Here is a 26,330-nt window from a genome sequence, read left to right as displayed (position 1 = left end):
CTACCTCGCACGACACCGGAGAGCGCAATGAGCGGCGAACACACGATGCAGGATCCACTCGAGTTCATGAAGAACCTGTGGGGCCAGATGGGCTTTGCCCTGCCGGGCATGGTCGCACCGACGCTGGATGTGGGCGAACTTGAGAAGCGCATCACCGACCTGAAGGCGGTGGAAGGCTGGCTCAAGATGAACCTGAACATGCTGCAGACCACGATCCAGGGGCTGGAAGTGCAGCGCGCCACGCTCGCCGCGATGCAGGCGATGGGCGAGAGCGCCCGTGCCGCAGCGGCCGCCGCCGCGAACGCGCGCGCAGAAGAGGCCGCGGCACCTGCCGCCAGCGGCGAGGCAGCAGCCAACCCGTTCAATCCCGCAACGCTGTGGCCCTGGAATCTGGTGCAGGCGAGCAAGCCGGCCGAAGCCGCGCCTGAAACCCCGCCGGCCGAGCCGCCGCGCAAGGGCCGCGCGCGCAAGTCCGCGGACAAGCAGTGAGCGTATCGGAAAGCCGCTTCGCAAGCGGCTTTGCGCTGGCAGCGGACTGGCACCTCGCGCTCGACACCTGTCTTGAGCGCCTCGCGCTGCCGGCGGGCGCCAACCTGGGCTTCTGTTACTGGTCCGACCATTTCAACGCCGAGGTGGAGGCGATTCTGCAAGCGCTGCAGGCGCGCACCGGGGTTACACACTGGGTCGGCGCCAGCGCACTAGGCCTTATCGGCCGCGAAGGTGCACAGCTCGACGCACCGGGCATCAGCCTGTTGGTCGCGCAACTGCCGCCGGATAGCTTCCGCGTCTTCTCCGGTCGGGCACCCTTGCCGAACGCCCGCGAGTTCGCCGCACACTCGGCGATCGTGCACGCTGATCCGGCCACGCCGGACATGCCGGATCTGGTTCGCGACATGGCGGGCAAGCTCAGTGGCCTGCACCTCTCGGGCGGCATGGCGAGCGGGCGCGACGGCAACCTGCTGATTGCCGACGCGGCCTTCACCGGCGGCCTGTGTGGCGTTGCCTTCGATCGCCGCATCGCGATCCTGGGTGAGCTCTCGCAAGGCTGTCGCCAACTCGGCCCCGCCCGCGTTGCGACCGAAGTTGAGGACAACCTGATCGGCCGCCTTGATGGCCGCCGCTCGGTGGCAGTGTTCCGTGATGCCGTCAGCCCGCTCTACCGCGATGACTTGCGCCGCGCCGCACGGGGCGTGCAACTGGCGCTGTCCGATGAAGCGGACCCGCGCCACTACACCGTGCGCCACATCATCGGCATCGACCCGAACGGCGGGCGGCTTGCGATCGACGACCTGGCCGAGGAAGGTCAGCAGGTGTTCTTCGTGCGTCGCGATGCGGACTCGGCCACGCACGATCTCGACACCATGCTGCTGGCGCTGCGCGAGCGCTGCCCGTCGGCGCCGAAGGCCGGGCTTTACGTCAGCTGCACCGGCCGTGGCGGTTCGCTGTTCGAACGCGACGACAGCGAGGTTGAAGCGATCCAACGCGTCTTCGGCAACATTCCGCTCGCCGGCTTCTTCGCCTCCGGCGAGCTGCTCGGTGAGCGCCTCTACGGCTACACCGGCGTGCTGACGCTGTTCTGTTGATCCGACGGAGAATCCCGATGCTGCTCTACGTCGACACGCAATTCGCGTCGCCTTACGCGATGTCCGCCTTCGTCGCTTTGCACGAAAAATCGCTTGCGTTCGAGATGCGCACGCTCGACCTCGCGGCCGGCGAGAACCGCGGCGGCGACTACGCGCGCAGATCGCTGTCGCAACGGGTTCCGACCCTGGTCGATGGCGACTTTTCGCTGTCGGAATCCTCGGCAATCACCGAGTATCTGGACGAAGCCTATCCCGGTGCAGCGCTCTACCCCACGGCGCCTCGCCAGCGGGCGCGCGCACGCCAGGTGCAGGCGTGGCTGCGCAGTGATCTGATGGCCATCCGCCAGGAACGCTCGACCGAGGTGATGTTCTACCGGCCGACGCCGGCGCCGCTATCGGCGGCCGCCACCGCGGCGGCGGAGAAGCTGTTCGCTGCCGCCGAGGTGCTGCTGGCGCACGGTGGCGAGAACCTGTTCGACGCATGGTCGATCGCCGATGTCGACCTCGCGCTGATGCTCAACCGTTTGGTGCTCAATGGCGACGCCGTCCCCGCCGCCCTGGCGCGTTACGCCGCCCATCAGTGGACACGCCCATCGGTACAGCGCTGGCTCGCGCTGAGCCGCCCACCGCTCGAGCAGACCTGAACGCCTCAGGCCGCCAGCGCCAGCAGCAGCGGCAAGCTGAGCATCGCAATCAGCGTGGAGACTGAAATCAACCACGCCACCCCGGCCGCGTCGCCGCCCAGCCGCACCGCGAGGATGTAGGCGGACGAGGCTGACGGCAGGCCCGCCCAGAGCACCAGCACCGCTCGCGGCGTTCCGCTCAATCCGAAGAGTTGGGCAGCGAACCACGCAATCAGTGGCAGCGCGGCGAGCTTAACCGCCAGCACCGCGGCAGCGGGCACCGGCGAAACCCGCGTTCCCTTGAAGCGCAAAGCCGCCCCCACGGCGAGCAAGCCCATCGGCACTGAAGCTTGTGCGAGGCGTGACAATGCCGCATCGGCCGCCGCCGGCGGGTGCCAGCCGAGCAGGTTGCAGGCGAGCCCAGCCAACGTCGCGAGAATCAAGGGGTTGCGCACAAGCTCGGGCAGCAGCCGCGTCTGCGCGTGCCGCGCCAGCAGCACCACCGACGCCGCGTTCGCAAACGGCACCGTCATGCCACACAGCAGCCCCATGGTCGCCAGCCCCGGCTGACCCAACGCGCTACCTGCCGCGGCAAGGCCGATGTAGGTGTTGAAGCGAAAGCCGCACTGCGCGCGCGAAACCGCTTCCAGCGGCGTGTGCTGGCCAAGCCGCGCAAACAGTACTGAAAGCCCGACGCCGCAGGCCATCGTGCCCAAGCCGGCGCCGAACAGCGGCAATGCGGCGCCCGCTTCGATCGGGTTGCGTACCAGCGCGGAGAACAAGAGGGCCGGGAACAGCACGAAGTAGATCAACTGTTCGAGCCCGCTCCAGAACGCCGACGGAAAGCCGGCCAGACGACGCAGCGCGACGCCGAGCAGAATCAGGGCGAAATCGGGGGCGAGCAGGCGAATGCCATCCATGCGTTCATGCTCGCGTGAGGCGCTGCGTCACGGCAATACGCGATTTCCGCAGGCATTTGCGCTGTGTCGGCCGCATGTAAGCCAGCAGCGCTAGAGTGGCTGGATTTCGTCACGAAGGAGTGCGTCATGAGTCGTCCATTCCGCGTCCTCGGCATCCAGCAGATTGCCATTGGTGCCGCCGACAAATCCCGCCTCGCCCACTTGTGGGGCACCTTGTTCGGCCTCGAAAAGACCGGCGATTTCCGCAGCGAGCGCGAAAACGTGGACGAGGACATTTTCGTGATGGGCGTCGGTGTGGCTCGCTGCGAAGTGGACCTGATGCAGCCGATCGACCCGGCCAAGAAACCGCGCGTGGACGAGCCCCAGCTCAATCACATCGGCTTGTGGATCGACGACCTGCCGCGCGCCGTCGAATGGCTCTCGGCCCAGGGTGTGCGTTTCACGCCGGGCGGCATCCGCAAGGGGGCGGCAGGCTTCGACATCACCTTCATCCACCCCAAGGGCAACGAGGCCACCCCGTTCAGCGGCGAAGGTGTGCTGATCGAGCTTGTGCAAGCCCCGCCGGAGGTTGTAGCGGCGTTCGACGCGCTCGCGCGCAGCTAGCACCGGCCGCAGTCACCCCCCGGCAAGCCGCGTATCATCGCCGCTCGGCCCGCGTGACGCCGGGCCGCGGCGCCATGCATGACGTCGTCCCTGCTGCGGAGTGAAGACATGACACCACGCCCGAACCCCGGCTCAACGCCAGCGCTGCCGGCCTTGTCGATGCCCGAACCGGATCTCGACGAGCATCTGCGCTCCGACCGCGGCTTCCCGTCAGCCTTCCTGCGTGCGATCTGCGCGGTCGCGCTGGAGGATGGCGACGTCAGCCTCGCCGAGTTCGCCGCTTTGGACGAACTGGTGCGCCGCACTGCCGATTCGGCACTCAGCGCAGCCTTGCTGTTACATGGCGTCGAGCATCCGGTGCCGCTGCCCGTGGCGCTCGCCGACCTGCAGCAGGCCAGCAGCAACACCGACAGCGCATTGCGTGCGGCAGCCTTCGACGCGGCCCTGCCGCTGCTGCGCCTGCAAGGTGAGCGAAGCCGCGACATCGTCACCCGCTTCGCCGATGCGCTTGGCCACCCGCTCTCCCCGGCCGACCTTGACGCGGGCCCCAACGGCCAGGATGCCCCGCTATGGACCCGCATGACGCGCGGCTCCAAGCGCCTGCTCGACCGCGAAGGCCTCGTCGCTCTGACCGAAGATTGCATCCACCTGACCGGCGATACCGCGTTGCGCGCGCCGCTCGAGGCCTACCTCGACCGCCAGCTTGACGCTGGCGAACTGCGTCGGCAAGTCGAACTGGCCTGCGCGAACGCCCTGCAGCGCATTGACGCCTTCGAAGCCCAGGTGGCAGCGCGCGTCGACCAGGCCGGCGACTTGCGGCAAGCCGCGGGCGCGCTGACCACTGAAGCGGAGCAGTTGCGCCGCCAGATCGGGCAGAGGCTGGCCGTGGTCGACGCACGCATCGCGTTCGAGCGACAGACCTTCCGCGAGGATATCGACGAACTGGTGCACGACGCCGGCAACGGCTTCGTGCTGGAAGCCTCAGAACGCCTCAAGACCGACGACTGGACCCAGGCGCGGGTCTGGGAGAGCATCGGCCAGAGCCAGTTCGGCAAGGACATCGAGCGCCGCGTGACCCGCGCGATCGGCCGCCGCGAGGAAGCGCTGCGGCTGATGTACGAGGATCTGCGCCTGTTCCAGGAAGACATGCAACTCACGCGCGTTTCGATCCTCGAACGCCAGCACCACACGCAGTACGCCCAGCTGATTCCGCCGCTGCGGCTTGGCGCGCGGGTGGCAAACGTGGTGGACGATGCCGCGAAGCTGACGCTGGGCGCCGGGGCCTTGTCGATTGTCGGCACCGGCGCGGCGGCCTACCTGCTCGGCAGCGCCGCAGTGCTGCCGCTGGTCGCACCTGCTGCACCGCTGGTCGGTGGCGCGATGGTTGTGGCGGGGCTGGTGAAGTGGTTCAGCGATCCGCAACGGCGCAAGGACAAGGAACTGCAGCATAAGCGCGAGGCCTTCGAGCGCGCGCTGCGCGAGCAGCTTGAAGAGGCGGAACGCTCCTTCACGCAGCAACTCGAACGCATCGGCCGGGCCTTCCACGAGACAGCCGAGAACACGCTGCGGCCGATGATCCTTGAAGGGCAAGCAGCCGAACGCCTCGCCAGCCATCAGGGTCGCCTCGCACGCCAACTGGTTTCGCGCTCACGGCAGGGTTTGAGCCGCATTCGCGCGCAGCTGGGGCAAGCGTCCGACGCGACGGACTGAGACGCTCGTTCCCCGGTAACACCGCCGCACCGGACGCGCTGCCGCCAGAAATGCGAACGGCCGCCCGAAGGCGGCCGTTCCTGAAGGGGGTGCTACCACTACGCTGCAGTAAAAAGAGGGGACCGGCTTAGGGGCCGGCCCCGCCCAAAAGAGGGAGCCCAACTGCAGGCTCCCCTCCCCCTTGATTCCTTTGGTGACCCGGCCGCTCTTTGGCAACTCGGGCTGTGGCGCTTGGCACGCTTATCGGAAGCGCAGGATCGGCTGATCCACTGACAGGCTCTCGCCCTGTTTGGCGAGCACCTCGGCGACCACACAATCCTGTTCGGCGCGCAGCACATTCTCCATTTTCATTGCTTCGATGGCTGCGAGCCTTTCCCCTGCCTTGACCTCTTGACCGACCGAAACAGCAAGATCAGTCAATAAGCCCGGCATGGGTGACAAAAGGTACTTCGACAGATCGGGCCGGGCTTTGCGCGGCATCAAAGAAAGCAGCTCGGCCGCGCGCGGGGCCAACACCAGCGCAGTGACATTGATGCCTGCGTGGAAGAGTTTCCAGTGCCAGCCATGGCGCTGCACCTGCACCACGATCGGCTCGCCATCCATCCAGCCCTCGAAACGCGGCGCGCCGAAAACCCAGTCGCCCACCAGCGTGTGGCGCAAATCACCACAGCGCACACGCTGGCCGCCTTCGATGTCTTCCAGCTCGACGCTGAAGCAGCGGTCGCGGATCTGCACGATGTACTGCTTGCCGACCTTGCGCGGGTGGCCCGGCAGCTGCGCCGAGATTTCGGTCTCCCGCATGTCGGTACGGCGATACAGCGCGGCGGCCACCGCGGCCATGCGGCTCAGCTCGGCATCTTCCGCCGGCGCGCCGGTGAAGCCGCTCGGGTACTCCTCGGCAATGAACGCGGTGGTGAAGTTACCGGAGCGGAAGCGCGGATGGCGCAGCAGCGCCGCCTGCAGCGGAATGTTGCTGGCGACGCCGCGGATCACGAAGGCATCGAGCGCCGAACGCATGCGGCTGATCGCTTCCTCTCGGCTCGCGCCATGGGTGATCAGCTTGGCGATCATCGAGTCGTAGTACATCGAGATCTCGCCGCCCTCATACACCCCGGTGTCGACGCGCACCATACCCGGCATCTCCTGCGGGGGACGGTAGGTCACCAGGCGCCCTGTCGATGGCAAGTAGCCGCGGAAGGGGTTCTCCGCGTTGATGCGGCACTCCATCGCCCAACCGTCGCGCTTGATCTCGTCCTGCGTGAAGGCGAGCTTCTCGCCCGCCGCCACACGCAGCATCTGCTCGACCAGATCGAGGCCGGTGATCATCTCGGTCACCGGGTGCTCGACCTGCAGGCGGGTGTTCATTTCGAGGAAGTAGAAGCTCATGTCCTTGCCGACAACGAACTCCACCGTGCCGGCCGACTGGTACTTCACCGCCTTCGCCAACGCCACTGCCTGTTCGCCCATCGCACGACGAACCTCTTCGGTGAGGAAGGGGCTGGGCGCCTCTTCGATCACCTTCTGGTGCCGGCGCTGGATCGAGCACTCGCGCTCCCACAGATAGACCGTGTTGCCGTGCGCGTCGCCCAGCACCTGGATCTCGATGTGGCGCGGCTCCTCGACGAATTTCTCGATGAACACACGGTCGTCGCCAAAGGCGTTGCGCGCCTCGTTGCGGCAGGAGGCAAAGCCCTCGTGCGCCTCCTGGTCGTTGTAGGCAACGCGCAAGCCCTTGCCGCCGCCGCCCGCGGAGGCCTTGATCATCACCGGGTAGCCGATGCCCTGCGCAATCTTCACCGCCTGCTCGGGCGTGTCGATCGCATCGTTGTAGCCAGGGATGGTGTTGACCTTGGCTTCAAGCGCGAGCTTCTTCGACGCGATCTTGTCGCCCATGGCGGCGATCGAGTAGTGCTTGGGGCCGATGAAGACGATGCCCTCTTCCTCAACGCGGCGCGCGAAGTCCTCGTTCTCGGACAGAAAGCCGTAGCCCGGATGTACCGCCTGGGCGCCGGTCTGCTTGCAAGCGGCGATGATCTTGTCACCGACGAGGTAGGACTCCTTCGACGGTGCCGGGCCGATGCACACCGCCTCGTCCGCCAGTTCGACATGGCGCGCATCGCGGTCCGCCTCGGAATACACCGCGACGGTCTTGATGCCCATCTTGCGTGCGGTCTTGATGACGCGGCAGGCGATCTCTCCGCGGTTCGCGATCAGGATCTTTTCAAACATGTTCGGTTCTCCCCGTCGCGATCAGAGCGGAATGTTGCCGTGCTTGCGCCACGGGTTCTCGAGCTTCTTGTCGCGCAGCATCGCGAGCGAGCGGCAGATCCGCTTGCGCGTCTCGTGCGGCATGATCACGTCGTCGATGTAGCCACGGTGACCCGCGATGAAGGGGTTGGCGAACTTGGTGCGGTACTCCTGCTCGCGCGCGGCGAGCTTGGCCGGGTCACCCTTCTCTTCGCGGAAGATGATTTCGACCGCGCCCTTCGGACCCATCACCGCGATCTCGGCACTCGGCCAGGCGAAGTTCACATCGCCACGCAGGTGCTTGGAGCTCATCACGTCGTACGCACCGCCGTAGGCCTTGCGGGTGATCACGGTGACTTTCGGTACGGTGCATTCGGCGTAGGCGTACAGCAGCTTGGCGCCGTGCTTGATGATGCCGCCGTATTCCTGCGTGGTGCCCGGCATGAAGCCCGGCACATCGACGAAGGTGACGACCGGGATGCCGAAGGCGTCGCAGAAGCGCACGAAGCGCGCGGCCTTGATCGAGCTCTTGATGTCGAGACAGCCGGCCAGCACCAACGGCTGGTTCGCGACGATGCCGACGGTGCGGCCTTCCATGCGCGCGAAGCCGATCATGATGTTCTTCGCGTACTCGGGCTGCAGCTCGAAGAAATCGCCCTCGTCGACGATCTTGATGATCAGCTCGCGCATGTCGTAGGGCTTGTTCGGATTGTCCGGCACCAGGGTGTCGAGCGAATCGTCCATGCGGTCCGGGCTGTCGGTGGTCGGGCGCACCGGCACGCCGGCGCGGTTGTTCGCCGGCAGGAAGTCGACCAGCCGGCGCGTCATCAGGATCGCCTCGACATCGTTCTCGTAGGCGCGATCCGCGACACCCGACTTCGACGAATGCGTCAGCGCGCCGCCCAGCTCTTCCGCGGTCACCTCTTCATGCGTCACCGTCTTTACGACTTCGGGGCCGGTGACGAACATGTAGGAGCTGTCCTTCACCATGAAGATGAAGTCAGTCATCGCCGGCGAGTACACCGCACCGCCCGCGCACGGCCCCATGATCAGCGAGATCTGCGGGATCACGCCGGAGGCCAGCACATTGCGCTGGAACACTTCGGCATAGCCGCCCAGGGAGGCAACCCCTTCCTGGATACGCGCGCCGCCGGAGTCGTTGAGACCAATGACCGGCGCGCCGACCTTCATCGCGTGGTCCATGATCTTGCAGATCTTCTCGGCGTGCGCTTCGGACAGAGAGCCGCCGAACACGGTGAAGTCCTGCGAGAAGACGAAGGTCATGCGGCCGTTGATGGTGCCGTAGCCGGTGACGACACCATCGCCGGGCACCGTTTGTTCCGCCATGCCGAAATCGTGGCAGCGGTGTTCCTTGAACATGTCCCACTCTTCGAAGCTGTCTTCGTCGAGCAGCAGTTCGATGCGCTCGCGCGCGGTGAGCTTGCCTTTGGCGTGCTGCGCCTCGATGCGTTTCTGCCCGCCGCCGAGCCGCGCGGCGCCGCGCTTCTCTTCGAGCTGACGAATGATGTCGTGCATGTGTTCCCCCAGATTGTCGTGTCGCTGCCGGCCATGCCCGCAACGATGCGTCCCCCGACGCGGCGCCCTTCGATACGGCCGACGCCCCGCCCTTACTGCGCAGCCCGACGCAACAGCTCCCCAGCTGCTGCGCCCGGCGTTGTGTCCCCACGTTCCACCGCTTCGCTGAGCGCGCCCAAGGCGGCGCGCACCGCGGGGTGGGCATCGAAGCGCGCCCTCAGCCCGCTCTCGATCAGCGCCCACATCCATGCCACCGCCTGCGCCCGGCGTTTGGTCTCGAAATCGCCGCTCGCCTGCATCGTGTCGCGATAGCGTTCCACCGTTTCCCAGAAGGATGCGACACCTTCCTGACGCAAGGCTGAAAGCGTGAGCACCGGTGGCGTCCACGCAGCGTTCTGCGGACGCAGCATCGTCAGAGCGGAGCGGATCTGCCCCTGCGCCAGCGCCGCCGCGTTCGGGTCGATATCCGCCTTGTTGATGACGATGAGGTCGGCCAGTTCGATCACGCCTTTCTTGATCGCCTGCAGGTCGTCGCCAGCATTTGGCAACTGCAGCAGGCAGAACAGATCCGTCATGCCGGCCACGGTCGTTTCGCTCTGCCCGACGCCCACGGTTTCGACGATCACAACATCGAAACCCGCCGCTTCGCATAGCAGCATCGCTTCGCGCGTGCGTTCAGCCACGCCGCCCAGGCTGCCTGACGAGGGGGACGGGCGGATGTAGGCCTCGATACGCTGTGAGAGGCCTTCCATGCGCGTCTTGTCGCCGAGGATGGAGCCGCCGGTGACGCTGGAACTGGGGTCGACCGCCAGCACCGCGACGCGATGGCCGCGCGCGATCAGCCACAGGCCGAGCGCTTCGATAAAGGTGGATTTGCCGACACCCGGCACGCCCGAGATGCCCAGCCTCAGCGCTTTTCCGGTTCGGGGCAGCACCGCCTGCAGCAAGGCATCGGCTTGCGCGCGGTGGTCGGCACGGGTGGATTCGGCCAGCGTGATGGCCTTGGCGAGCGCGCGCCGCTCGCCAGCGAGCAAGCGGGCGACGAACGCTTCCAAGGCGGCGTCCACGCGGGGCGCCCTCTGCTCAGCCAAGCCGCTTGCGAATCTGCGCGAGCACCTCGCGCGCCGCAGCAGGGATCGGCGTGCCCGGCCCGAAGATGCCCGCCGCACCCGCGTTGTAGAGGAAATCGTAGTCCTGCGCCGGGATCACGCCGCCAACGAAAACGACGATGTCGTCCGCGCCCTGCGCCTTCAATGCGCTGACGAGCTGCGGCACCAGCGTCTTGTGGCCGGCCGCGAGCGTAGACACGCCAATCGCGTGCACATCGTTCTCCACCGCATGGCGGGCGGCTTCGTCCGGCGTCTGGAAGAGCGGGCCGACGTCGACATCGAAGCCCATGTCCGCAAAGGCGGATGCCACCACCTTGGCCCCGCGGTCATGACCGTCCTGCCCGAGCTTGGCGACCATGATGCGCGGGCGGCGCCCCTGCTCGGCGGCAAAGGTCTCGATCTCGCCCTTCAGCGATTGCCAGTCTTCCTGACCTTCCACGACGCCTCCGTACACCCCACTCACCGTTTGCGGATTGGCGCGGTGCCGGCCCCACACCTTCTCCAGCGCATCCGACACTTCGCCCACCGTGGCGCGCGCGCGCACCGCGTCGATCGCCAGTGCGAGCAGATTGCCTTCGCCGGTTTCAGCACACCGCGTCAGCGCATCGAGACAGGCCTGCACGCGGCTTCCATCGCGACGCTCGCGAACCTGCTTGAGGCGCGCGATCTGCGATTCACGCACCGCAGTGTTGTCGATGTCGAGGATATCCACGGCATCCTGCTTCGCGAGCTTGTACTTGTTGACGCCGACGATCACGTCCTTGCCCGAGTCGATGCGTGCCTGCTTCTCGGCCGCGCACTTCTCGACCTGCAGCTTGGCCCAGCCGGACTCGACGGCCTTGGTCATGCCACCCATCTTCTCGATTTCTTCGATCAGCGCCCAGGCCTTATCGGCCATTTCCTGCGTGAGCGTCTCCATCATGTAGGAGCCGGCCCAGGGATCGACCACGTTACAGATGTGGGTCTCTTCCTGGATGATGATCTGCGTGTTGCGTGCAATGCGGGCCGAGAACTCGGTCGGCAGCGCAATCGCCTCATCGAGCGCGTTGGTGTGCAGCGACTGCGTGCCGCCGAACACCGCCGCCATCGCCTCGATGGTGGTGCGCACGACATTGTTGTACGGATCCTGCTCGGTGAGCGACCAGCCGGAAGTCTGGCTGTGGGTACGCAACATCATCGACTTCGCGCTCTTCGCGCCGAAGCCCTGCATGATCTTGTGCCACAGCAGCCGGCCGGCGCGCATCTTGGCGACTTCGAGATAGAAGTTCATGCCGACCGCCCAGAAGAAGGACAGGCGCCCGGCGAAGGCATCCACATCAAGCCCGCTCTTGATGCCGGTGCGCACGTACTCCATGCCGTCGGCTAGCGTGAAGGCGAGCTCGATCGCCTGGTTCGCCCCTGCCTCCTGGATGTGGTAGCCGGAGATCGAGATCGAGTTGAACTTCGGCATGTGCTGCGCGGTGTAGCCGAAGATGTCCGCAATGATCCGCATCGACGGCGTCGGCGGATAGATGTAGGTGTTGCGGACCATGAACTCCTTGAGGATGTCGTTCTGGATCGTGCCCGAGAGCTGATCCTGCGACACGCCCTGCTCTTCGGCCGCGACAACGTAGCCGGCGAGTACCGGCAGTACCGCACCGTTCATCGTCATCGACACGCTGATCTTGTCGAGCGGGATGCCGTCGAACAGGATCTTCATGTCTTCGACCGAATCGATCGCCACGCCGGCCTTGCCCACATCGCCCACCACGCGCGGGTGGTCGGAGTCGTAGCCACGGTGGGTCGCCAGATCGAAGGCCACCGACACGCCCTGCCCCCCGGCGGCGAGCGCCTTGCGGTAGAAGGCGTTGGATTCTTCGGCGGTGGAGAAGCCGGCGTACTGGCGGATCGTCCAGGGCCGCGCCGCGTACATCGTAGGCTGCGGCCCCCGCACGAAGGGCGCGAAGCCGGGCAAGGTATCGGTGTGCGGGAGATCGGCGATGTCGGCGCGCGTGTAGAGCGGCTTGACGGTAATGCCCTCGGGCGTGACCCAGTTGAGCTTGGCCAGATCGCCACCCGGTGCGGCCTTGGCGGCGGCAGCCTGCCAGGCGGCCAGATCGGCGGACGTCTTGAATTCCGACATGCGAGACTCCCTTGCCCCGACGCCGAGTCGCACCGCCACACGAGCGGTCACAGACGCCGGGTGGAATAAAAGGGGCCGACCCTTGGGCCGGCCCGGGCCACCGTGTCACATTGCGGCGCCTCCCCCCAGACGCACCGCAATGTCGTCCGTCCTGCGATTTGGCTCACTCCCCCAAGCTCGCCGCAGACAATCCGCTGGATCGCCCGCTATCGCATTCCGGCTTGACAGCCCTCGGAACCAATAATACGTTATCCATAATTATGAATACAAGAGGTCAACTAGAAGTGTTGCCAAAAGGTGACTCGCCGCAGCGGATTACCCGCTCCGCCCTCTTTGAAGAGGTCGCGGAACGGCTGCGGACACGCATCTTTGCGCACGATCTGCCGCCCGGCAGTTGGATCGACGAGCAGGCCATCACCGCCGAATACGGCATCTCCCGCACGCCTTTGCGGGAAGCACTCAAGGTGCTCGCCAGCGAAGGGCTGGTCACCTTGACGCCGGGCCGGGGCTGCAAGGTGACGCTTCTGACCGAGCAGGATCTGGACGAGATATTCCCGATCCTCGCGCTGCTCGAAGGCCGCTGCGCCTATGAAGCGGCATTGCGCATGGACGAGGCCGCCCACGCGCGGATCGATGCACTGCATGACGCACTGGAAGCGCACTTCGTCGCCAACAACATTGAAGCCTTCTTCGAGGTGAACCAGCAGTTCCATCTCGCGATCCAGGAAATCGCCGGCAACCGCTGGCTGACCCAACTCGTTCAGGACACGCGGCAGAAGCTCAAGCTGATGCGCTTCCACTCTCTGTTCCGCGAGGGGCGCCTGCAGGAATCACTCGAAGAACATCGCGCGATCGTTGCGGCGCTCCGCCAGCCCGACGCCGCCGCAGCCCAGGTGGCGATGGAGAACCACTTGCTGCAGGGGCGCCGCGCCATGGGGCGGCTCGGCTCCGCCTGAGGCGCGTCAACGCAAAACGGCCAGCACCAGGCTGGCCGTTGCACAGGCGCCGAAGCGGCCCGACTTACTGGAAGTAGTACTTGCCCGAGAAGTTCAGGCGCGTCGCTTCGCCCTTCTCGCCATCGAGCGTCTGCCGACGCGCCCAGATGACTTCGGCACCGACATCCACCAGCTTCGGGAACGGGCTCCAGAACAAACCGGCGTGCCCCTGTTGCACGTTGCGGTTTACGCCGTACTGGCCGGAGCCAAGCCCCTGCGCCTTGGCAAAGTCGGTGTAGTCGTTGTCGAAGTTGCGCTGGTAGCCGTAAGCAAAGTTGTAGCGGATGCGGTCGCTCGGCTTGATCTGGTAGCCCAGCACCACGCCCAGCGCCTGCTCGGCCAGCACTTCGTTCACCGCGGGGTTGTAGATCGCGCCCTCGATGTAGTTGAAGTAGCGCCCGATACCGTTGCCACCGGTCACCGCAATGGTCAGGAAGTCGTCGCCGCGCGTCTTGATGAAGCTCGAAGCAGCCAAGCCATAACCACGCTTCGAGGCATTGCCCAGCGCACCCTTCACCTCCATCTCATGCGTCACGCCGCGCGCGCTGATCGTGCCCCAGTCAAACGCCTTGTCGTAGCGCAGCACCAGATCCGGCATGCGCGAGAAACCGTCCGCGGTCGCCACGCCGGTGTCGTCCAGCACATAGCTCACCGAGTTCTCCAGCGCCGCGGTGAAGTTGCCGATATCCGGCGTCACGTAGGTATAGCGGATCATCGGCTGGCGGATGAAGGTCGCGCCAATCGGGCCGTTGAAGTCCACCGTCTCCGGCAGCGCATCGACGTCCATGAAGGTGGACCAGGTCTGACCGACCAGCCAGGAGCCGACTTGGCCGTAGGCATGGCGCAGGCGGAAGTTGTAGCTGTTGGTGCTCTGCTGGGTGTAGATCGTTTCGAGACTGCCGGTCACCGCCGAGTTGCCGGTGCGCGGATCGTTGTTGAAGTCGCCTTCGATCTTCACGTTGATCGGCCCGACCGGCGACGGCGTGGAGGCTTCCACACCGAGACGCGACGTACGCGCCGTCATGTAGGTCATGCCCTTGCGGTTGCTCTGGCCATCGAGCGGGATGTAAGGCGCAAACGTCGAGTAGTCGCTCGCGCCATTGTCCGGCCCGAAGTCGTGCACCAGGTTCAGCTCGGCCACGCCGTAGACATGGAACGAGGTCTCCTCGCCCGCGCGGCGGTAGGAGCCGGGGATGTCGCCCTTGACCACCGCCTCCTTGCCCTGCGCCTCAACCTGATCCGCGACATCCTTGATCGCGGCCGGCGAGGCGGCGGTCGCGGCGGCCTTGGCTTCCGCTGCCGTCGCGCCAGCAGCGGCGGTTGCGGCGTCACTCTTCTGCTGGGCGGCCTTCAGCGCCTGCACCTCGCGCTGCAGTTCCTGGATCTGGCGCTCGAGGCGCTCGATCACCTTTGCATCCGCGGCGGCGTGTGCCGGCACAGCGAGGGCCGCAGCCACGGCGGCAACCATTACGCGCAGTCTTGTTGTCGTCATCAGTGTTCTCCGTACTCGTGGTGTCGCCTCGCCCGCGTCATCCGGCGTGCTTGATCTGCGACAGGAAGGCCTGCGCGCGCGGATGGGTCGGTCGAGAGAAAAACTGCGCCGGATCGCCCTCTTCAACGATCCGCCCGCCATCAAAGAAGATCACGCGGTCGGCCACTTCGCGGGCAAAGCCCATCTCGTGCGTGACCACCAGCATCGTCATGCCGCTCTTGGCGAGATCACGCATCACCAGCAGCACTTCGTTGACCATCTCCGGGTCCAGTGCGCTGGTCGGCTCGTCGAACAGCATCACCTTAGGCTGCATCGCCAGCGCGCGCGCAATCGCCACACGCTGCTGCTGGCCGCCGGATAGTTGCGAGGGGTACTTGTGCGCATGCGCTGCCAGCCCCACGCGTTCAAGCAATTCGCGCGCGGTCTTCTCGGCCTGTTCGCGCTTCCACTTGCGCACCCGCTGCGGCGCGAGCGTGATGTTGTCCAGCACCGTCATGTGTGTGAACAGGTTGAAACTCTGGAACACCATGCCGACTTCGGCGCGCACGGCGTCGATGTGTTTCATGTCGTTGTCGAGCTCGATGCCGTCGACCACGATGCGGCCAGCGTCGTGCTCTTCCAGCCGGTTGATCGTGCGCAGCAGCGTCGATTTGCCGGAACCGGAGGGGCCAATGATGCAGACGACTTCGCCTTCCTTGAAGGATACCGACACCTCGTTGAGCGCGGTAAAACTGCCCCAGCGCTTGACGATCTTGTCGACCGAAATGATCACGTCACCCTTGCTCATGCCTAGCGCTTTCCGACAGCCAGCTTGCGCTCCAGCGCACCGGCGAATTGCGTGAAGGTCGTCGTCAGCGCGAGGTACACCGCCGCCACCGTGATGAAGACCGGGAAGGGCTGGAAGCTCGACGCCTGCACCCGGCTGCTGACCATCGAAAGCTCGACGACACCGATCGCATAGGCCAGCGACGAATCCTTCAACAACGCGATCAGGTTGCTCGCCAGCGGCGGCAGTGAAATCCGAACCGCCTGCGGCAAGGTCACATCAAGGAAGGTGTAGAACTTCGACAGCCCGAGCGAACGGGCGGCCTCGACCTGGCCCGTGGGCACGGCATTGATGCCGGCCCGGATCGCCTCGGCGTTGTAGGCGCCGACGTTCATCGACAGCGCGATAACGGCTGTCCAGAATTCATTGAGCTGCAGTTTTGGCGAGATCTCCGGCAGCGCGAAATACACAAAGAGAATCTGCAGCAGCAGCGGCGTGCCGCGGATCACCCACACATAGAAATCGGCCAGCCAGCGCAGCGGCGGCAGGTGCGAGAGCTTTCCAAGTGCCGCCAGCACCCCGAGCACGAGCCCGGAAATGCCGGAGACCAGCGTGAGCTGGATCGTCATCAGCGCGCCGGCCGAAAACTGATCTGCCGCGGGCCCTACCGGGGCCGGCAGCATCGCGAGCGGCGCCGACATGAGCCACAGCAGCACACCGAGGCCTAGCACCGATCCGACCAGCACCAGCGAGTCGCGATCCTTCAATCTAGTGATCATTGAGTCGTTCTATCGAAACTGCGGGCCGCCGTGGCGGCCCGCACTGACTACGGGGAATCTGCGCAGAAACTCAGTTCTGGCAGGTAATGTCTTCCTTGAAGTACTTCTCGGAAATCTTCTTGAGCGTGCCGTCTGCCTTGAGTTCTGCAAGCGCCTTGTTGAGCTGGTCGCGCAACTCGTTGTTGCCCTTGCGCACGACGGTGGCGATGCGCTCGACGAACAGTAGTTCGCCCGTCTTGAGCCCAGCCGACGCGTTCTTTTCGACAGCCGACTTCGCCACGAAACGGTCCGTCACCCACGCATCAACGCGGCCACTGATCAGCGCCTGCTGCGCATCGGTGTCTTTCGGGAAGGTCTTGACTTCCTTCGCGCCGGTCACTTTCTTCGCTGCATCGGCATAGGTCGTCGCAAGCTGCACGCCGATCACCTTGTTGGCGAGTTCGCTACCCTTGGTCGGGCCACCGGCCTTGGTAACGATCTGGCCACCCGAGCAGTAATGCGGATTCGTGAAGTCGACCGACTTCTGGCGCTCTTCGGTGATGCCATGGCTGGCGATTGCAGCGTCGAAGCGATCCTGGCGGATGCTGGCAATCAGCGCGTCAAACCCAAGCGCCCGCCATTCCACCTTGAGCCCCAGCTTGGCCGCCATCGCGTTCATCACATCGATCTCGTAGCCGGTCAGCGTGGAGCCCTGAAAGTAGTTGAAAGGCGCATACGCGCCTTCGCTGGCGACAACAATGCTGCCGGACTGCTTGATGGTCGCCCAATCGCGCGCCTGGGCGGGTAGCACCGCGCAGGCCAGGCCGAAGGCGACGGCGAGAGAATGGATCACACGCATCGTTTCGCTTCTCCGAAGGAGGGAAATAGGCGTCCCGGACGGGACGATGTAAATGAGTTTAGGCAGCGCCCGGTGGCGAGTCCACAACAGGTGTCGGATGAATCAGACACTGAAGACCCCCCAGAGCATCTTGCCAGCCAGCAAGACCAGCACACCTGCGAAGGCGCGTTTAAGCGTGGCGACCGGCAAACGGTGGGCCAATCGCGCACCAAGCGGGGCCGTCAGCATCGAAGCAAAGATCAAGCAAACCAAGGCAGGCAGATAGATGTAGCCAAACGCCGCAGGCGGCAAACCCGACTGGCCCCAGCCGTTCCACAAGTAGCCCAGCGAGCCCGCAACGGCAATCGGAATGCCGACGGCCGCCGAAGTGCCGATCGCACGCTGCACCGGCACATTGCACCAGGTCAGGTAGGGCACGGTCATCGAGCCCCCGCCAATGGCGGCGAGCGCCGACACCATGCCGATTCCGGTACCGACGCCAGCCAGCCCGGCCCGTCCGGGCAAACCACGCCGCGCAGCCGGTTTGAGGTTGAACATCATCTGCACCGCAACGAGCGTGATGAAACAGGCAAAGAACACCGCCAGGCCACGGGTGCTGACGCGCGCAGCGACCAAGGTGCCCAGCAGCGTGCCGAACACGATGCCGGGCGAAAACGCCTTTACCACGTCCCAGATCACTGCGCCGTGCGCATGGTGCGCACGCGTGCTGGACCACGCGGTAAAGATGATGGTCGCCATCGACGTACCGAGCGCCAGATGCAGCACATGCTCGTGCGGCACACCGGTCGCGCTGAAGATCATCACCAGCAGCGGCACCATGATCGCCCCGCCACCCAGGCCCAACAACCCGGCCATGAAGCCCGAGAAGAAGCCAAGCAGCACATAGGCGAGCCACCACGCGTCAGGCGTCATTCAGCGGTCCCAGGCCATGAAAAGCCCCAGATCATATGCAACTGTGCGGACGGCGTCTGTCCGTAGTGATGCGTAGATGCCTCTACATCGATCCAGTAATCAAGCACTGCCGATCAACTGTTCGGTGATGTAGCGCCACTCCGCCGGATCAACCGGCGTGATCGACAGACGGCTTGCCTTCTGCAACACGCGCATCTGCTCAAGCGCAGCATGCCGACGCAACTCGGCCAACGCGATGAGCGGCGTCTTGCGCACGAAGCGCACGTCGACGTTAAGCCAGCGCGGATTCTCATGGCTCGATTTCGCATCGAAGAAGCGGCTCGACACGTCGAATTGCGTGGCGTCGGGGTAGGCACGGCGCGCCACTTCGACGATCCCCGCGATGCCCGGCTCGGCGCAGGACGAGTGATAGAAGAAGGCCAGATCGCCAAGCTGCATCTGGTCGCGCATGAAATTGCGCGCCTGGTAGTTCCGAACGCCATACCAGGCAACTGTCTGACCCGGCATTGCCGCGAGGTCGTCGATCGAGCAATCGTCCGGCTCGGACTTCATCAGCCAATAGCGCATTAGACCCCCACAAACGCAAAGGGCGCGAAGCTCAGCTTCGCGCCCTGCACAATGGGATCCCCCGCCTGTGCCGTTCGGATCGGCATCCTGAACCTGGGTTCAGGTCGGTCGCGTTCCAGCCGCATCAGGTGCGCCCCGAAGGGTGCTCACAACAGCGGTTTGTAGGTCGGCGACCAAGTCGCGTAGACATTGGTCCAAGGAATCTACGACCCAAACGAACACCGCAGGGGAAAACCGTTCCGGGCCGCTTTCGCGCCCCGCGGCGCCTGTCTCCAGACCCCGTGAAACCTGTATTACCGCGCCTTGCGGCGCACGACGCCAGTTGAACTGCAGAAGGCTCAGAAGAGCTTTTCCTGCTGGGCGAGCGCTGCGTCGATCCGCTCTCCCATGGCTGTCATTCTACGCCGGTATCCCGGCAGATCCAATCCGGCGCCGCTCTGTAATTGCACAAGTTCATGCGCAATGTTGATCGCGGTCATCACTGCGAGCGTATCGGACGACGCCTTGGTGCGTGCATCGAACTCACGCATCTTCGCATCCACCAACGCAACCGCCGCGAGGAACGAGTCGCGCTCTTCGGGCTTCACGGAAACGCTGTATTCGCGCCCCAATACGGAGAAATCGACGCTCTCGGTCACGACACCGCTCCATCCGGAATCATCGCAAGCACGGACTCGATCCGGCTCGTCGCAACCTCCACCTTGGCCTTGAGGCGCTGGTTGTCGGCTTCCAGCGTGACAACCCGTTCGCGCAGCGACAGGTTGTCGGCGCGCAGCGTCTGCACCTGGCGAACCAGCGTATCGAGCTTGGCTTCGAGAGCCGAGAGTTCCTGTTCCATGCGACCGATCTTAGGAGTCGTCGGCGACCCGGTCAAGCGCGCGGCATCACGCAGGCGTGTCACACTTTGGCAGATGCCATGACAGTAGAATCAGGGGCTTGCAATTTGCCCATGAAGCACGCCCGCCATGCAAACTTTCAGCCCCTTCCGCCTGCATCGTGCATTGATCCGGCGCAAGCACCTCGCGTCATCGATGGTGCTCGCGTTGATGCCGGTCGCGGCGCTGGCTGCAAACGTGAGCGTGCTGGACGACACCGGCGCGCGCGTCACGCTCAATGCCCCGGCGCAACGCATCGTCAGCCTTGCTCCGCACGCAACCGAGCTGCTGTTCGCGGCCGGCGCCGGTGCGCGTGTCGTCGCCGCAACGGAATACAGTGACTACCCCGCCGCTGCGGCGAAACTGCCGCGTGTGGGCGGCTACCACGCGCTCGACCTTGAACGAATCGTTGCCCTCAAACCGGATCTGGTCGTTGGCTGGGCATCGGGCAATCCGGCCGCGCAGCTTGAACGCCTCAAGCGCATGGGCGTGCCGGTCTTCCTCAGTGAGCCGCGACGTTTCGATACGATTGCCAGCGATCTTGAGCGGATCGGCGTGCTGACAGGGAACGACGGTGAAGCAAAAGCCGCCGCGAAAGGCCTGCGCGAGGGCATCGAGACGCTGCGCCAGCGCTACGCATCACGTAAGCCGGTGCGGGTGTTCTACCAGGTGTGGTCCGATCCGTTGCAGACGCTCAATGGCAAGCACATGGTCAGCGATGTGTTGAGCTTGTGCGGCGGGCGCAACGTCTTTGCCGAACTTGACCCGATCGCGCCGACAGTGACGCGCGAAGCGGTGCTCAAAGCCGCGCCCGAGGCGATTCTGACCGGCCGCGAGCCCGCCACTGACCAGGGCTCACTCGACGCATGGCGCGCATGGAAAGCGCTGCCAGCGGTGGCGCTTGGAAACCTGTTCTACGTGGACGGCGACCACCTGAACCGAGCCGGTCCGCGCATTCTCGCCGGGGCGCAGGAAGTGTGTGCCGTTCTCGATCAGGCGCGCGAGCGGCTCGCCGGCAAACGCTGATCAGATGCGCACCGCGCCATCCTTGCGCGAGAAGAAGCGAGCCCCGCGCACTTCGCACAGGATGGCCTCGTCGCCGCTGTCGACCGGCACCGTAAGCACGCGCCACAAGCCCGGAATCGTGATGCCCGCTTCGATCTCCTGCGCCACGTCGGCGATGGCACCGAGGGCGTGGTGCTCGACGCACAGCACGAGGATGTAAGCACGCCAGCGCGGCGCCAACTCGCAACGCCGCCGCACCACATAGGCGCGACGCACCGGATCGTGGCGCCGGATATCCCGCACCAGCGCACGCAGCTCATGCATCTCGAGCCCCGGCGGCAATGAACGCAGCGCTTCGAGCGGCGCATCCAGCGCCGCCTGCACGAGCTGCGCCTGGCGCAGCAGCTTGCCGAGGCGCTTGCGATACGGACGCGCTGCCGCGCCGATTCCGCTGCTCTCGTAATGTTCGATCAGCAGCGCGGCAGCTTGCAGGCCCACCGCATCGTCCTCGCCGATCGCGCGGCGCAGGTAGGCCACGCCCGTCGGATCGCCACGCCCAAGCAGCAAGCGCCCCATTGCGAGCAACGCATCCGGGCGTCCGGGCGCCTGCGGCATCAGTTCCCGGTACACCGAGAGCGGGTCACGATCGCCTGCATAGCGCTCGACCAGCAATGCAAGTTCAAGCCGCTCGGAGACGCCCAGTTGGGCGCCCTCGGACTCGAGCTTGGCGATCTTGTCGAGCGCGCGGGTCACTTCCCAGTGGCGTTTGCGCCAGCTGCGCTGCTGCCCTTGCCACCACTGCTGATCGAGTTCGCCAGCGAGCCGCCCAACCGACTCGCCAAGGAAGCGCCGCGCCGCGCTATCCGACCCAACGCCCTCGCTCGGCACCGCGAGGCCCAGCGCGTGCACCCGCGTGCGCAGGCTCGGGTGGGTGCTCAACCGCGATTCGTCGCTCTGCTCATGCGACAGCGCTTCGAACCATTCGGCGAATGCCTCGCGGTCGAAGCCCGCACGCAGCGCCGCCGCCATATGGCGATAGGGCAGGATCGACGGCCGTTCGGAGTGGTTAGCCTGCGCGTAGACCTTGGCCCAGTAGTCGTCGGCCAGGAAGCGGTGCTTCAGCGCAATCTCGGCCAGCGCTTCGCCAAGCCGCTTGGCACCGACAACTTCTGCGGCACAGGCGTCCGCCTCCAGTTCATCGAGGTGCGACAGCACCAGCGATTCGGCGCAATACAAGGGTGTCTCGATTTCCGTGATGAGCGAGAACGCCGGTTGCAGCGGACTCGCCACCGCCTCCATGTTTTCAAGCACCTGGTGCCACAAGGCGCGCAGGTAACAACCGATGCCACCCAGCGCGATGCGCTGGCGCCGCAGATGGCCAAACTCATGTGCGAGAACAGCGACGAACTGGCGCGGTGAGGTCGCCAGCGTCAGCGGCAGCCCCATCACCAGCGTGTTGCGCATCGGCACGCCGATCCAGCGGTTCGGCCGCTGCGTGATCGCTGCGTTCAGCTCGCCGGTGATGCACACCGAGTGAATCGGCGGCGTACCGAAACGGCGGCGCAGGCGTTCGAGCAAATCGAACAGCGCGGGCGCTTCGTCTGGCCCGAGCGCGAGGCCATCGGGCGCCGGAAAGCGGCCACGCAGCATGCGCGACACCAGCATCAGCAGATGCAGCGCAGGAATCGCCAGCAAGCCGCGCAGGAAGCACAGCACCGGCTCTTCCTGAAAGCCACCATCGAAAAGTGGTGACAGGGCCCAGCCGATCATCAGCACCGCCGCAACGCCAAGCAGTACGACAAACCCCACCCCGGTCGCCGCCCGCATCGTGACGAGGAAGCGGAACCAGCGCGGATAGCGCAAAGCGCGCCGCCGGGCGCGGTCGAAGAGGCGTTCGAAGTCCTGTTCAAGCATGGGGGCGCAGTCTTCCTGCTTGCGCGGCGTCAGGCAAGAGGGCGCCCGACCGACGGCTGCGCCGGGCGCGGTACTCAGGCCGGGACAAAGTGCGGTCTGCCTGCATCGTCGAGCGCCCGCACCGGGTGGCCAAGCGCACGCCCAAACACCGACGCCGAGGCCACTTCGTCAACCGGGCCCGCTTGCCAGGCACCGTCGCCGAACAGGATCAGCAGATGACTCGCCCAGCGCAGCGCGAGGTTGATGTCGTGCAACACCATGACGATGGCTGCACCCGCGTCCGCGACGCCACGGAAGTGATCGAGCACCGCGATCTGGCCGGCGAGGTCGAGATGCGTGAGCGGTTCGTCCAGCAGATAGAGCCGTGGCGTCTGCGCGAGGAGTGCGGCAATCGACACGCGTTGGCGCTCGCCGCCCGAGAGGGTCTGCACATTGCGCCGCGCGAAGCCTGCCAGGCCCATGGCCGCCAGCGCGTCGGCCGCGATGCGGAGATCGTCCTCGCTTTCCCACTCGAAACGCTCGAGCCACGGATGACGCCCCACCAGCACCGCTTCTTCAACGCTGCTGGCGAAGGGGTCGTCCGGATGCTGCGGCAACCAGCCGCGGAGTTGCGCCAGTGTGCGGGCCGACCAGCGCGCCAGCGGCGCCCCGCCGCACTCGAGTTCGCCCTGCGACGGGTGCAGGCCGGCCAGCGCAGCCAGCAGCGTGCTCTTTCCGACGCCATTGCGGCCGAGTATCGCAAGCCGATCGCCGGCCTTGAGATCCAGATCGAGCCCACTCACGGCGCGGACCTGGGCGACGCCGACATCAAGGCGACGCGCACGCAGCAGCATGGATGTGCGTGCCTCGCTCATCGCGGATGCCGGGAGAGGAGCCACAGGAAAAGCGGCACGCCGATCAGCGCGGTCAGCACGCCAACCGGCAACTGCAAGGGCGCGACGACGGTACGCGCTGCAGTGTCCGCGATCAGGAGCAGACCGCCGCCACCGAGTGCCGAGGCCGGCAACAACAAGCGCTGGTCGTTGCCCAGCACCAGCCTCAGCAGATGCGGCACGACGAGACCGACAAAGCCCACCGCGCCGACTGCCGTCACCGCCGCAGCGGTGAGCAGTGACGCGAGCAGGAACACGATGGTCGCAACGCGACGCGTATCGACACCGAGCGCACGCGCATGCCGCTCGCCGCGGGCGAGCAGGTTCAACTCGCGCGCCATCGGCAGACTGGCCAGCACGCCAAGTATCAGTACGCCCAGCACCAGCCACGGGCGATCCGCCGCGCCTGCATCACCCATCAGCCAGAACAGCATGCCGCGCAGCGCACGGTCGGGACTGAGTGCAAGGAGCAGCGAAACCAACGCGCCGCAGCCGGACGCGACCACCACGCCCGTCAGCAGCAAGCGGGTCTGTGTCCAGCTACCGGAACCCCGCGCGATGCCGAACACGGCAAACATGCTGAGCAGGGCACCGGCGAGCGCCGCGCCGTCCACCCAAGGCGTGGCGAGCCCCAACAGCAGCGCCGACAGCGCGCCCACTGCCGCGCCACCGGAGATACCCAGCACATAGGGATCGGCCAGCGGGTTACGCAGCAGCACTTGCATCAGCGCACCCGACAAGGCCAGCAGGCCGCCGCAGCCGAAGGCAGCCATCGCACGCGGCAAGCGCAGCTGCGCCACCACGGTGGCGGCCATGTCGTCCGGCTGGCCGCGCAGCGCGTCGAAGATCGCGCGCGGCCCCGCTGCCACCTCGCCCGCGGCCAGTGCAGCGAAGAACGCCGCCAGCACCACGGCAGCGAGGCCAAGCAATACGAGCAGCACGCGGCGAGGGCGCATCGGCGAACGAGCGATTGCGATCGAAAGGGTGCTCATTGTCGCGCGCCCCGGCCTGCCAGCGAAATGCCTGCGCTCAGCGGGTGCTGAAACGCAGGCCCGCGAAGATGCTGCGTCCGGCCGTGCCGTAGCCGCGCACCGTCTCGTACTGCTCGTCGAAGAGGTTGTCGAGCCGCACTTCCAGTTGCGTTTGTGGCATCAGCTTCCAGTTCGCGACGAGATTGACCAGGGTGTAGGCGTCGAGCTTGTGCAGGTTCGCCGCGTCGTCGTAGCGATCGCCGACATAGCGCACTTCGACGCCAGCACGCCAGGCGTCCTGCACATAACGTGCGTTGAACGCCCCCTGCCACTCGGCACGCCTTGCGAGTTGCGTATCGGTATCCGGGTTACGCGCATGCAGCCAGTCGAGCGAGCCATCCACGACGAAAGCGCCAAAGGTATTGCCGGCTTCGGCGGTGACGCCATCCAGCTCGGCGTGCGCAATGTTTTGTGGCGTCCAGGTCTCATCCAGCGCGATCTGGTCGCTCACACGATTGCGGTAAGCGGTCAGCGATGCTTTGGCCTCGCCCGACTCCCACACCACGGCCGTCTCCACGCTGCGGCCCTGCTCGGCCTTCAGGTTGGGATTCGAGTAGCCGGGGTAGTAGAGGTCATTGAATGTCGGCGCGCGGAACGATGTGCCACCGCCGACGCGCACTCGCCACGCCTCGGCGAACTGCCAACCCCAGGCGGCCGTGCCGGTGGTATGCGCGCCGAATTGCGAGTTGTCGTCGCGGCGCACGTTGAGCTGCACGCGCTGCGCACCGTAGTGGGCGCTCCAGCCAGCGAACAAGGCATTGATCGTGCGGGACTGATCAAAGCTGCCTTCAGCCTTGGCCTGCTGCTGCAGCCATTCGGCGCCGAGCATCAGGCTGCCCGGCCCGATGCGGACATCGTTCTGCCACGACGCCTGGTCCTGCTCGGTGCGGAAGGTCATGCCGGTCGGATTCCACATCGCGTAGTCACGGCTGTCGTCCACCGAGCGACCAAGGCGCAAGGTGCTAACCCAGTTCTCGGCAAAGCGATCACGCAGGCTTGCGCCATAGCTCGCCACCTTCACGTCGGTATGCGAATCAAAACCGATGCCGCCGTCGTACCAGCTGCGGCCGTTGTTCTGCAGTGCAGTCAGTTCTAGCGCGTGACCATCGGCGATCTTCCAGCCGAAATTGGCCGCGAAACTGTTGCGGCGATAGCCGTCGTCGTCCGGGTCGTAGCTATAAGGCTGCTTGACCGGATCGTTGATCGCCGAATAGCCGTTCGTCTCCTGATGCGTCACGCGCAGGCCGCCGCTGAACGCGCCGTTCTTGCCCGACACCCCTGCCGCATACTCCTGCATGCCGTAGGTGCCCACGCCGGCAAACGCATCCGCCGCAAAGGGTTCCGTCGCGCGACGGGTGAAGATCTGGATCACGCCACCGATCGCGTCAGCACCGTAGAGCGCCGAAGCCGGGCCGCGGACGATTTCAATACGCTCGATATCGTCGAGCGACAGGTGTTCCAACGACGCGCCACCGCTGGTGGCGGATCCGATGCGCATGCCATCGACCAGCACGAGGCTTTGCGACGCGCTCGCGCCGCGCACGATGAGGCCCGCCGTCTTGCCAGGCCCGCCGTTGGAATAGAACTGCAGGCCGGGCTGGCGGCCGAGGAACTCGGTCAGATCTGCAACGCCGGCACGGGCGATTTCTTCGCGGCCGATCACCGTCACGTCGGCGAGGGTCTCGGCGATACGCGTCGCTTGCCGCGTGGCGGTGACGACGATCGTGCTGGTGGGACTATCGTCCGGCGCGGCGGCGAACGAAGGAACGGAAAACGCCGCGAGAACGGCGGCGGTGACGGGGCAAACCCGAAGGCACTTCATTTAGAGGCA

24 protein-coding genes and 1 other RNA gene are annotated in these 26,330 nt (G+C 65.7%); 7 read left to right on the top strand and 18 right to left on the bottom strand.

The features are described 5' to 3' along the window. Positions 1 to 27 precede the first annotated feature (27 nt). The 3 genes from JY500_RS03240 to yfcF are packed head-to-tail and all read left to right on the top strand — an operon-like array spanning position 28 to position 2,227. Positions 28 to 489 (top strand): PhaM family polyhydroxyalkanoate granule multifunctional regulatory protein, encoded by a 462-nt coding sequence (locus JY500_RS03240; protein WP_172200854.1) that lies wholly within the window; start codon positions 28 to 30, stop codon positions 487 to 489. Continuing rightward, the gene (locus tag JY500_RS03235) at positions 486 to 1,583 is read left to right on the top strand and encodes an FIST signal transduction protein (RefSeq protein ID WP_206255060.1); all 1,098 of its coding nucleotides are present in this window, start codon (positions 486 to 488) and stop codon (positions 1,581 to 1,583) included. Before JY500_RS03240 ends, JY500_RS03235 begins: the two co-directional genes overlap by 4 nt. A gap of 17 nt (positions 1,584 to 1,600) precedes the next feature. Further along, a complete protein-coding gene (yfcF, locus tag JY500_RS03230) occupies positions 1,601 to 2,227 on the top strand; it encodes a glutathione transferase (protein ID WP_206255059.1) in 627 nt (208 codons plus the stop codon). Positions 2,228 to 2,232: 5 nt separating this feature from the next. Here the strand turns inward: yfcF and JY500_RS03225 are convergent, their stop codons facing one another. After that, complete coding sequence (locus JY500_RS03225) at positions 2,233 to 3,126, bottom strand: AEC family transporter (RefSeq protein WP_206255058.1); 894 nt, start codon at positions 3,124 to 3,126, stop codon at positions 2,233 to 2,235. Positions 3,127 to 3,252: 126 nt separating this feature from the next. On the opposite strand from JY500_RS03225, the gene JY500_RS03220 reads away from it, so the two are divergent. Beyond that, positions 3,253 to 3,729 (top strand): VOC family protein, encoded by a 477-nt coding sequence (locus JY500_RS03220; protein ID WP_172200866.1) that lies wholly within the window; start codon positions 3,253 to 3,255, stop codon positions 3,727 to 3,729. Positions 3,730 to 3,837: 108 nt separating this feature from the next. Further along, a complete protein-coding gene (locus JY500_RS03215) occupies positions 3,838 to 5,439 on the top strand; it encodes a hypothetical protein (protein ID WP_206255057.1) in 1,602 nt (533 codons plus the stop codon). 240 nt (positions 5,440 to 5,679) lie between these two features. On the opposite strand, the gene accC is transcribed toward JY500_RS03215, so the two are convergent. The 4 genes from accC to scpA form a co-directional block, all read right to left on the bottom strand. Continuing rightward, on the bottom strand, positions 5,680 to 7,668 hold the full coding sequence (accC, locus tag JY500_RS03210; protein ID WP_206255056.1) for an acetyl-CoA carboxylase biotin carboxylase subunit: 1,989 nt from the start codon (positions 7,666 to 7,668) through the stop codon (positions 5,680 to 5,682). Positions 7,669 to 7,689: 21 nt separating this feature from the next. After that, complete coding sequence (locus JY500_RS03205; RefSeq protein ID WP_172200875.1) at positions 7,690 to 9,222, bottom strand: acyl-CoA carboxylase subunit beta; 1,533 nt, start codon at positions 9,220 to 9,222, stop codon at positions 7,690 to 7,692. A gap of 92 nt (positions 9,223 to 9,314) precedes the next feature. Further along, positions 9,315 to 10,277, bottom strand: a complete 963-nt coding sequence (meaB, locus tag JY500_RS03200; protein ID WP_246479775.1) for a methylmalonyl Co-A mutase-associated GTPase MeaB — start codon at positions 10,275 to 10,277, stop codon at positions 9,315 to 9,317. A 28-nt stretch (positions 10,278 to 10,305) separates the two neighbouring features. Continuing rightward, the gene (scpA, locus tag JY500_RS03195) at positions 10,306 to 12,453 is read right to left on the bottom strand and encodes a methylmalonyl-CoA mutase (RefSeq protein ID WP_206255054.1); all 2,148 of its coding nucleotides are present in this window, start codon (positions 12,451 to 12,453) and stop codon (positions 10,306 to 10,308) included. 260 nt (positions 12,454 to 12,713) lie between these two features. On the opposite strand from scpA, the gene JY500_RS03190 reads away from it, so the two are divergent. Further along, a complete protein-coding gene (locus JY500_RS03190; protein ID WP_172200884.1) occupies positions 12,714 to 13,409 on the top strand; it encodes a GntR family transcriptional regulator in 696 nt (231 codons plus the stop codon). Positions 13,410 to 13,473: 64 nt separating this feature from the next. Here the strand turns inward: JY500_RS03190 and JY500_RS03185 are convergent, their stop codons facing one another. From JY500_RS03185 to JY500_RS03150, 9 genes are all read right to left on the bottom strand, one after another. Next, a complete protein-coding gene (locus tag JY500_RS03185; RefSeq protein WP_206255053.1) occupies positions 13,474 to 14,940 on the bottom strand; it encodes a DcaP family trimeric outer membrane transporter in 1,467 nt (488 codons plus the stop codon). A 37-nt stretch (positions 14,941 to 14,977) separates the two neighbouring features. Then, a complete protein-coding gene (locus JY500_RS03180) occupies positions 14,978 to 15,709 on the bottom strand; it encodes an amino acid ABC transporter ATP-binding protein (protein ID WP_172202595.1) in 732 nt (243 codons plus the stop codon). A gap of 20 nt (positions 15,710 to 15,729) precedes the next feature. Then, positions 15,730 to 16,485 (bottom strand): amino acid ABC transporter permease, encoded by a 756-nt coding sequence (locus JY500_RS03175; RefSeq protein ID WP_172200887.1) that lies wholly within the window; start codon positions 16,483 to 16,485, stop codon positions 15,730 to 15,732. A gap of 70 nt (positions 16,486 to 16,555) precedes the next feature. Beyond that, the gene (locus tag JY500_RS03170; protein ID WP_172200890.1) at positions 16,556 to 17,323 is read right to left on the bottom strand and encodes an ABC transporter substrate-binding protein; all 768 of its coding nucleotides are present in this window, start codon (positions 17,321 to 17,323) and stop codon (positions 16,556 to 16,558) included. A 102-nt stretch (positions 17,324 to 17,425) separates the two neighbouring features. Further along, complete coding sequence (locus JY500_RS03165) at positions 17,426 to 18,235, bottom strand: sulfite exporter TauE/SafE family protein (RefSeq protein ID WP_206255051.1); 810 nt, start codon at positions 18,233 to 18,235, stop codon at positions 17,426 to 17,428. A 99-nt stretch (positions 18,236 to 18,334) separates the two neighbouring features. Next, positions 18,335 to 18,802 carry an EVE domain-containing protein gene (locus tag JY500_RS03160; protein ID WP_206255050.1) on the bottom strand — a complete coding sequence of 156 codons (468 nt, stop codon included), beginning with the start codon at positions 18,800 to 18,802 and terminating at the stop codon, positions 18,335 to 18,337. 54 nt (positions 18,803 to 18,856) lie between these two features. Further along, positions 18,857 to 19,035: non-coding RNA, 6S RNA (gene ssrS, locus JY500_RS22395), on the bottom strand. A 105-nt stretch (positions 19,036 to 19,140) separates the two neighbouring features. After that, entirely contained in the window at positions 19,141 to 19,440 is a 300-nt protein-coding gene (locus JY500_RS03155) for a cell division protein ZapA (RefSeq protein ID WP_172200919.1), read from the bottom strand. Then, a complete protein-coding gene (locus tag JY500_RS03150) occupies positions 19,437 to 19,640 on the bottom strand; it encodes a hypothetical protein (RefSeq protein ID WP_206255049.1) in 204 nt (67 codons plus the stop codon). The genes JY500_RS03155 and JY500_RS03150 overlap by 4 nt, the downstream gene beginning before the upstream one ends. 127 nt (positions 19,641 to 19,767) lie before the next feature. Between JY500_RS03150 and JY500_RS03145 the strand changes: the two genes are divergently transcribed. Then, a complete protein-coding gene (locus tag JY500_RS03145; RefSeq protein WP_172200925.1) occupies positions 19,768 to 20,703 on the top strand; it encodes a cobalamin-binding protein in 936 nt (311 codons plus the stop codon). Here the strand turns inward: JY500_RS03145 and JY500_RS03140 are convergent, their stop codons facing one another. The 4 genes from JY500_RS03140 to JY500_RS03125 form a co-directional block, all read right to left on the bottom strand. After that, positions 20,704 to 22,596 carry a M48 family metallopeptidase gene (locus JY500_RS03140; protein ID WP_172200928.1) on the bottom strand — a complete coding sequence of 631 codons (1,893 nt, stop codon included), beginning with the start codon at positions 22,594 to 22,596 and terminating at the stop codon, positions 20,704 to 20,706. A 74-nt stretch (positions 22,597 to 22,670) separates the two neighbouring features. Beyond that, positions 22,671 to 23,450 (bottom strand): ABC transporter ATP-binding protein, encoded by a 780-nt coding sequence (locus JY500_RS03135; RefSeq protein WP_206255048.1) that lies wholly within the window; start codon positions 23,448 to 23,450, stop codon positions 22,671 to 22,673. Further along, positions 23,447 to 24,460: a FecCD family ABC transporter permease gene (locus JY500_RS03130; RefSeq protein ID WP_425493191.1), complete on the bottom strand. Its 1,014-nt coding sequence runs from the start codon at positions 24,458 to 24,460 to the stop codon at positions 23,447 to 23,449. The genes JY500_RS03135 and JY500_RS03130 overlap by 4 nt, the downstream gene beginning before the upstream one ends. Positions 24,461 to 24,497: 37 nt before the next feature. Further along, positions 24,498 to 26,321 carry a TonB-dependent receptor domain-containing protein gene (locus JY500_RS03125; RefSeq protein ID WP_206255047.1) on the bottom strand — a complete coding sequence of 608 codons (1,824 nt, stop codon included), beginning with the start codon at positions 26,319 to 26,321 and terminating at the stop codon, positions 24,498 to 24,500. Between the last annotated feature and the right edge of the window lie 9 nt (positions 26,322 to 26,330).

The organism is Niveibacterium microcysteis (assembly GCF_017161445.1).
In the GTDB taxonomy this organism is placed as follows: domain Bacteria; phylum Pseudomonadota; class Gammaproteobacteria; order Burkholderiales; family Rhodocyclaceae; genus Niveibacterium; species Niveibacterium microcysteis.
Note: the sequence above shows the minus strand (reverse complement) of the source record. Positions and strands in the feature narration are given on the sequence as shown.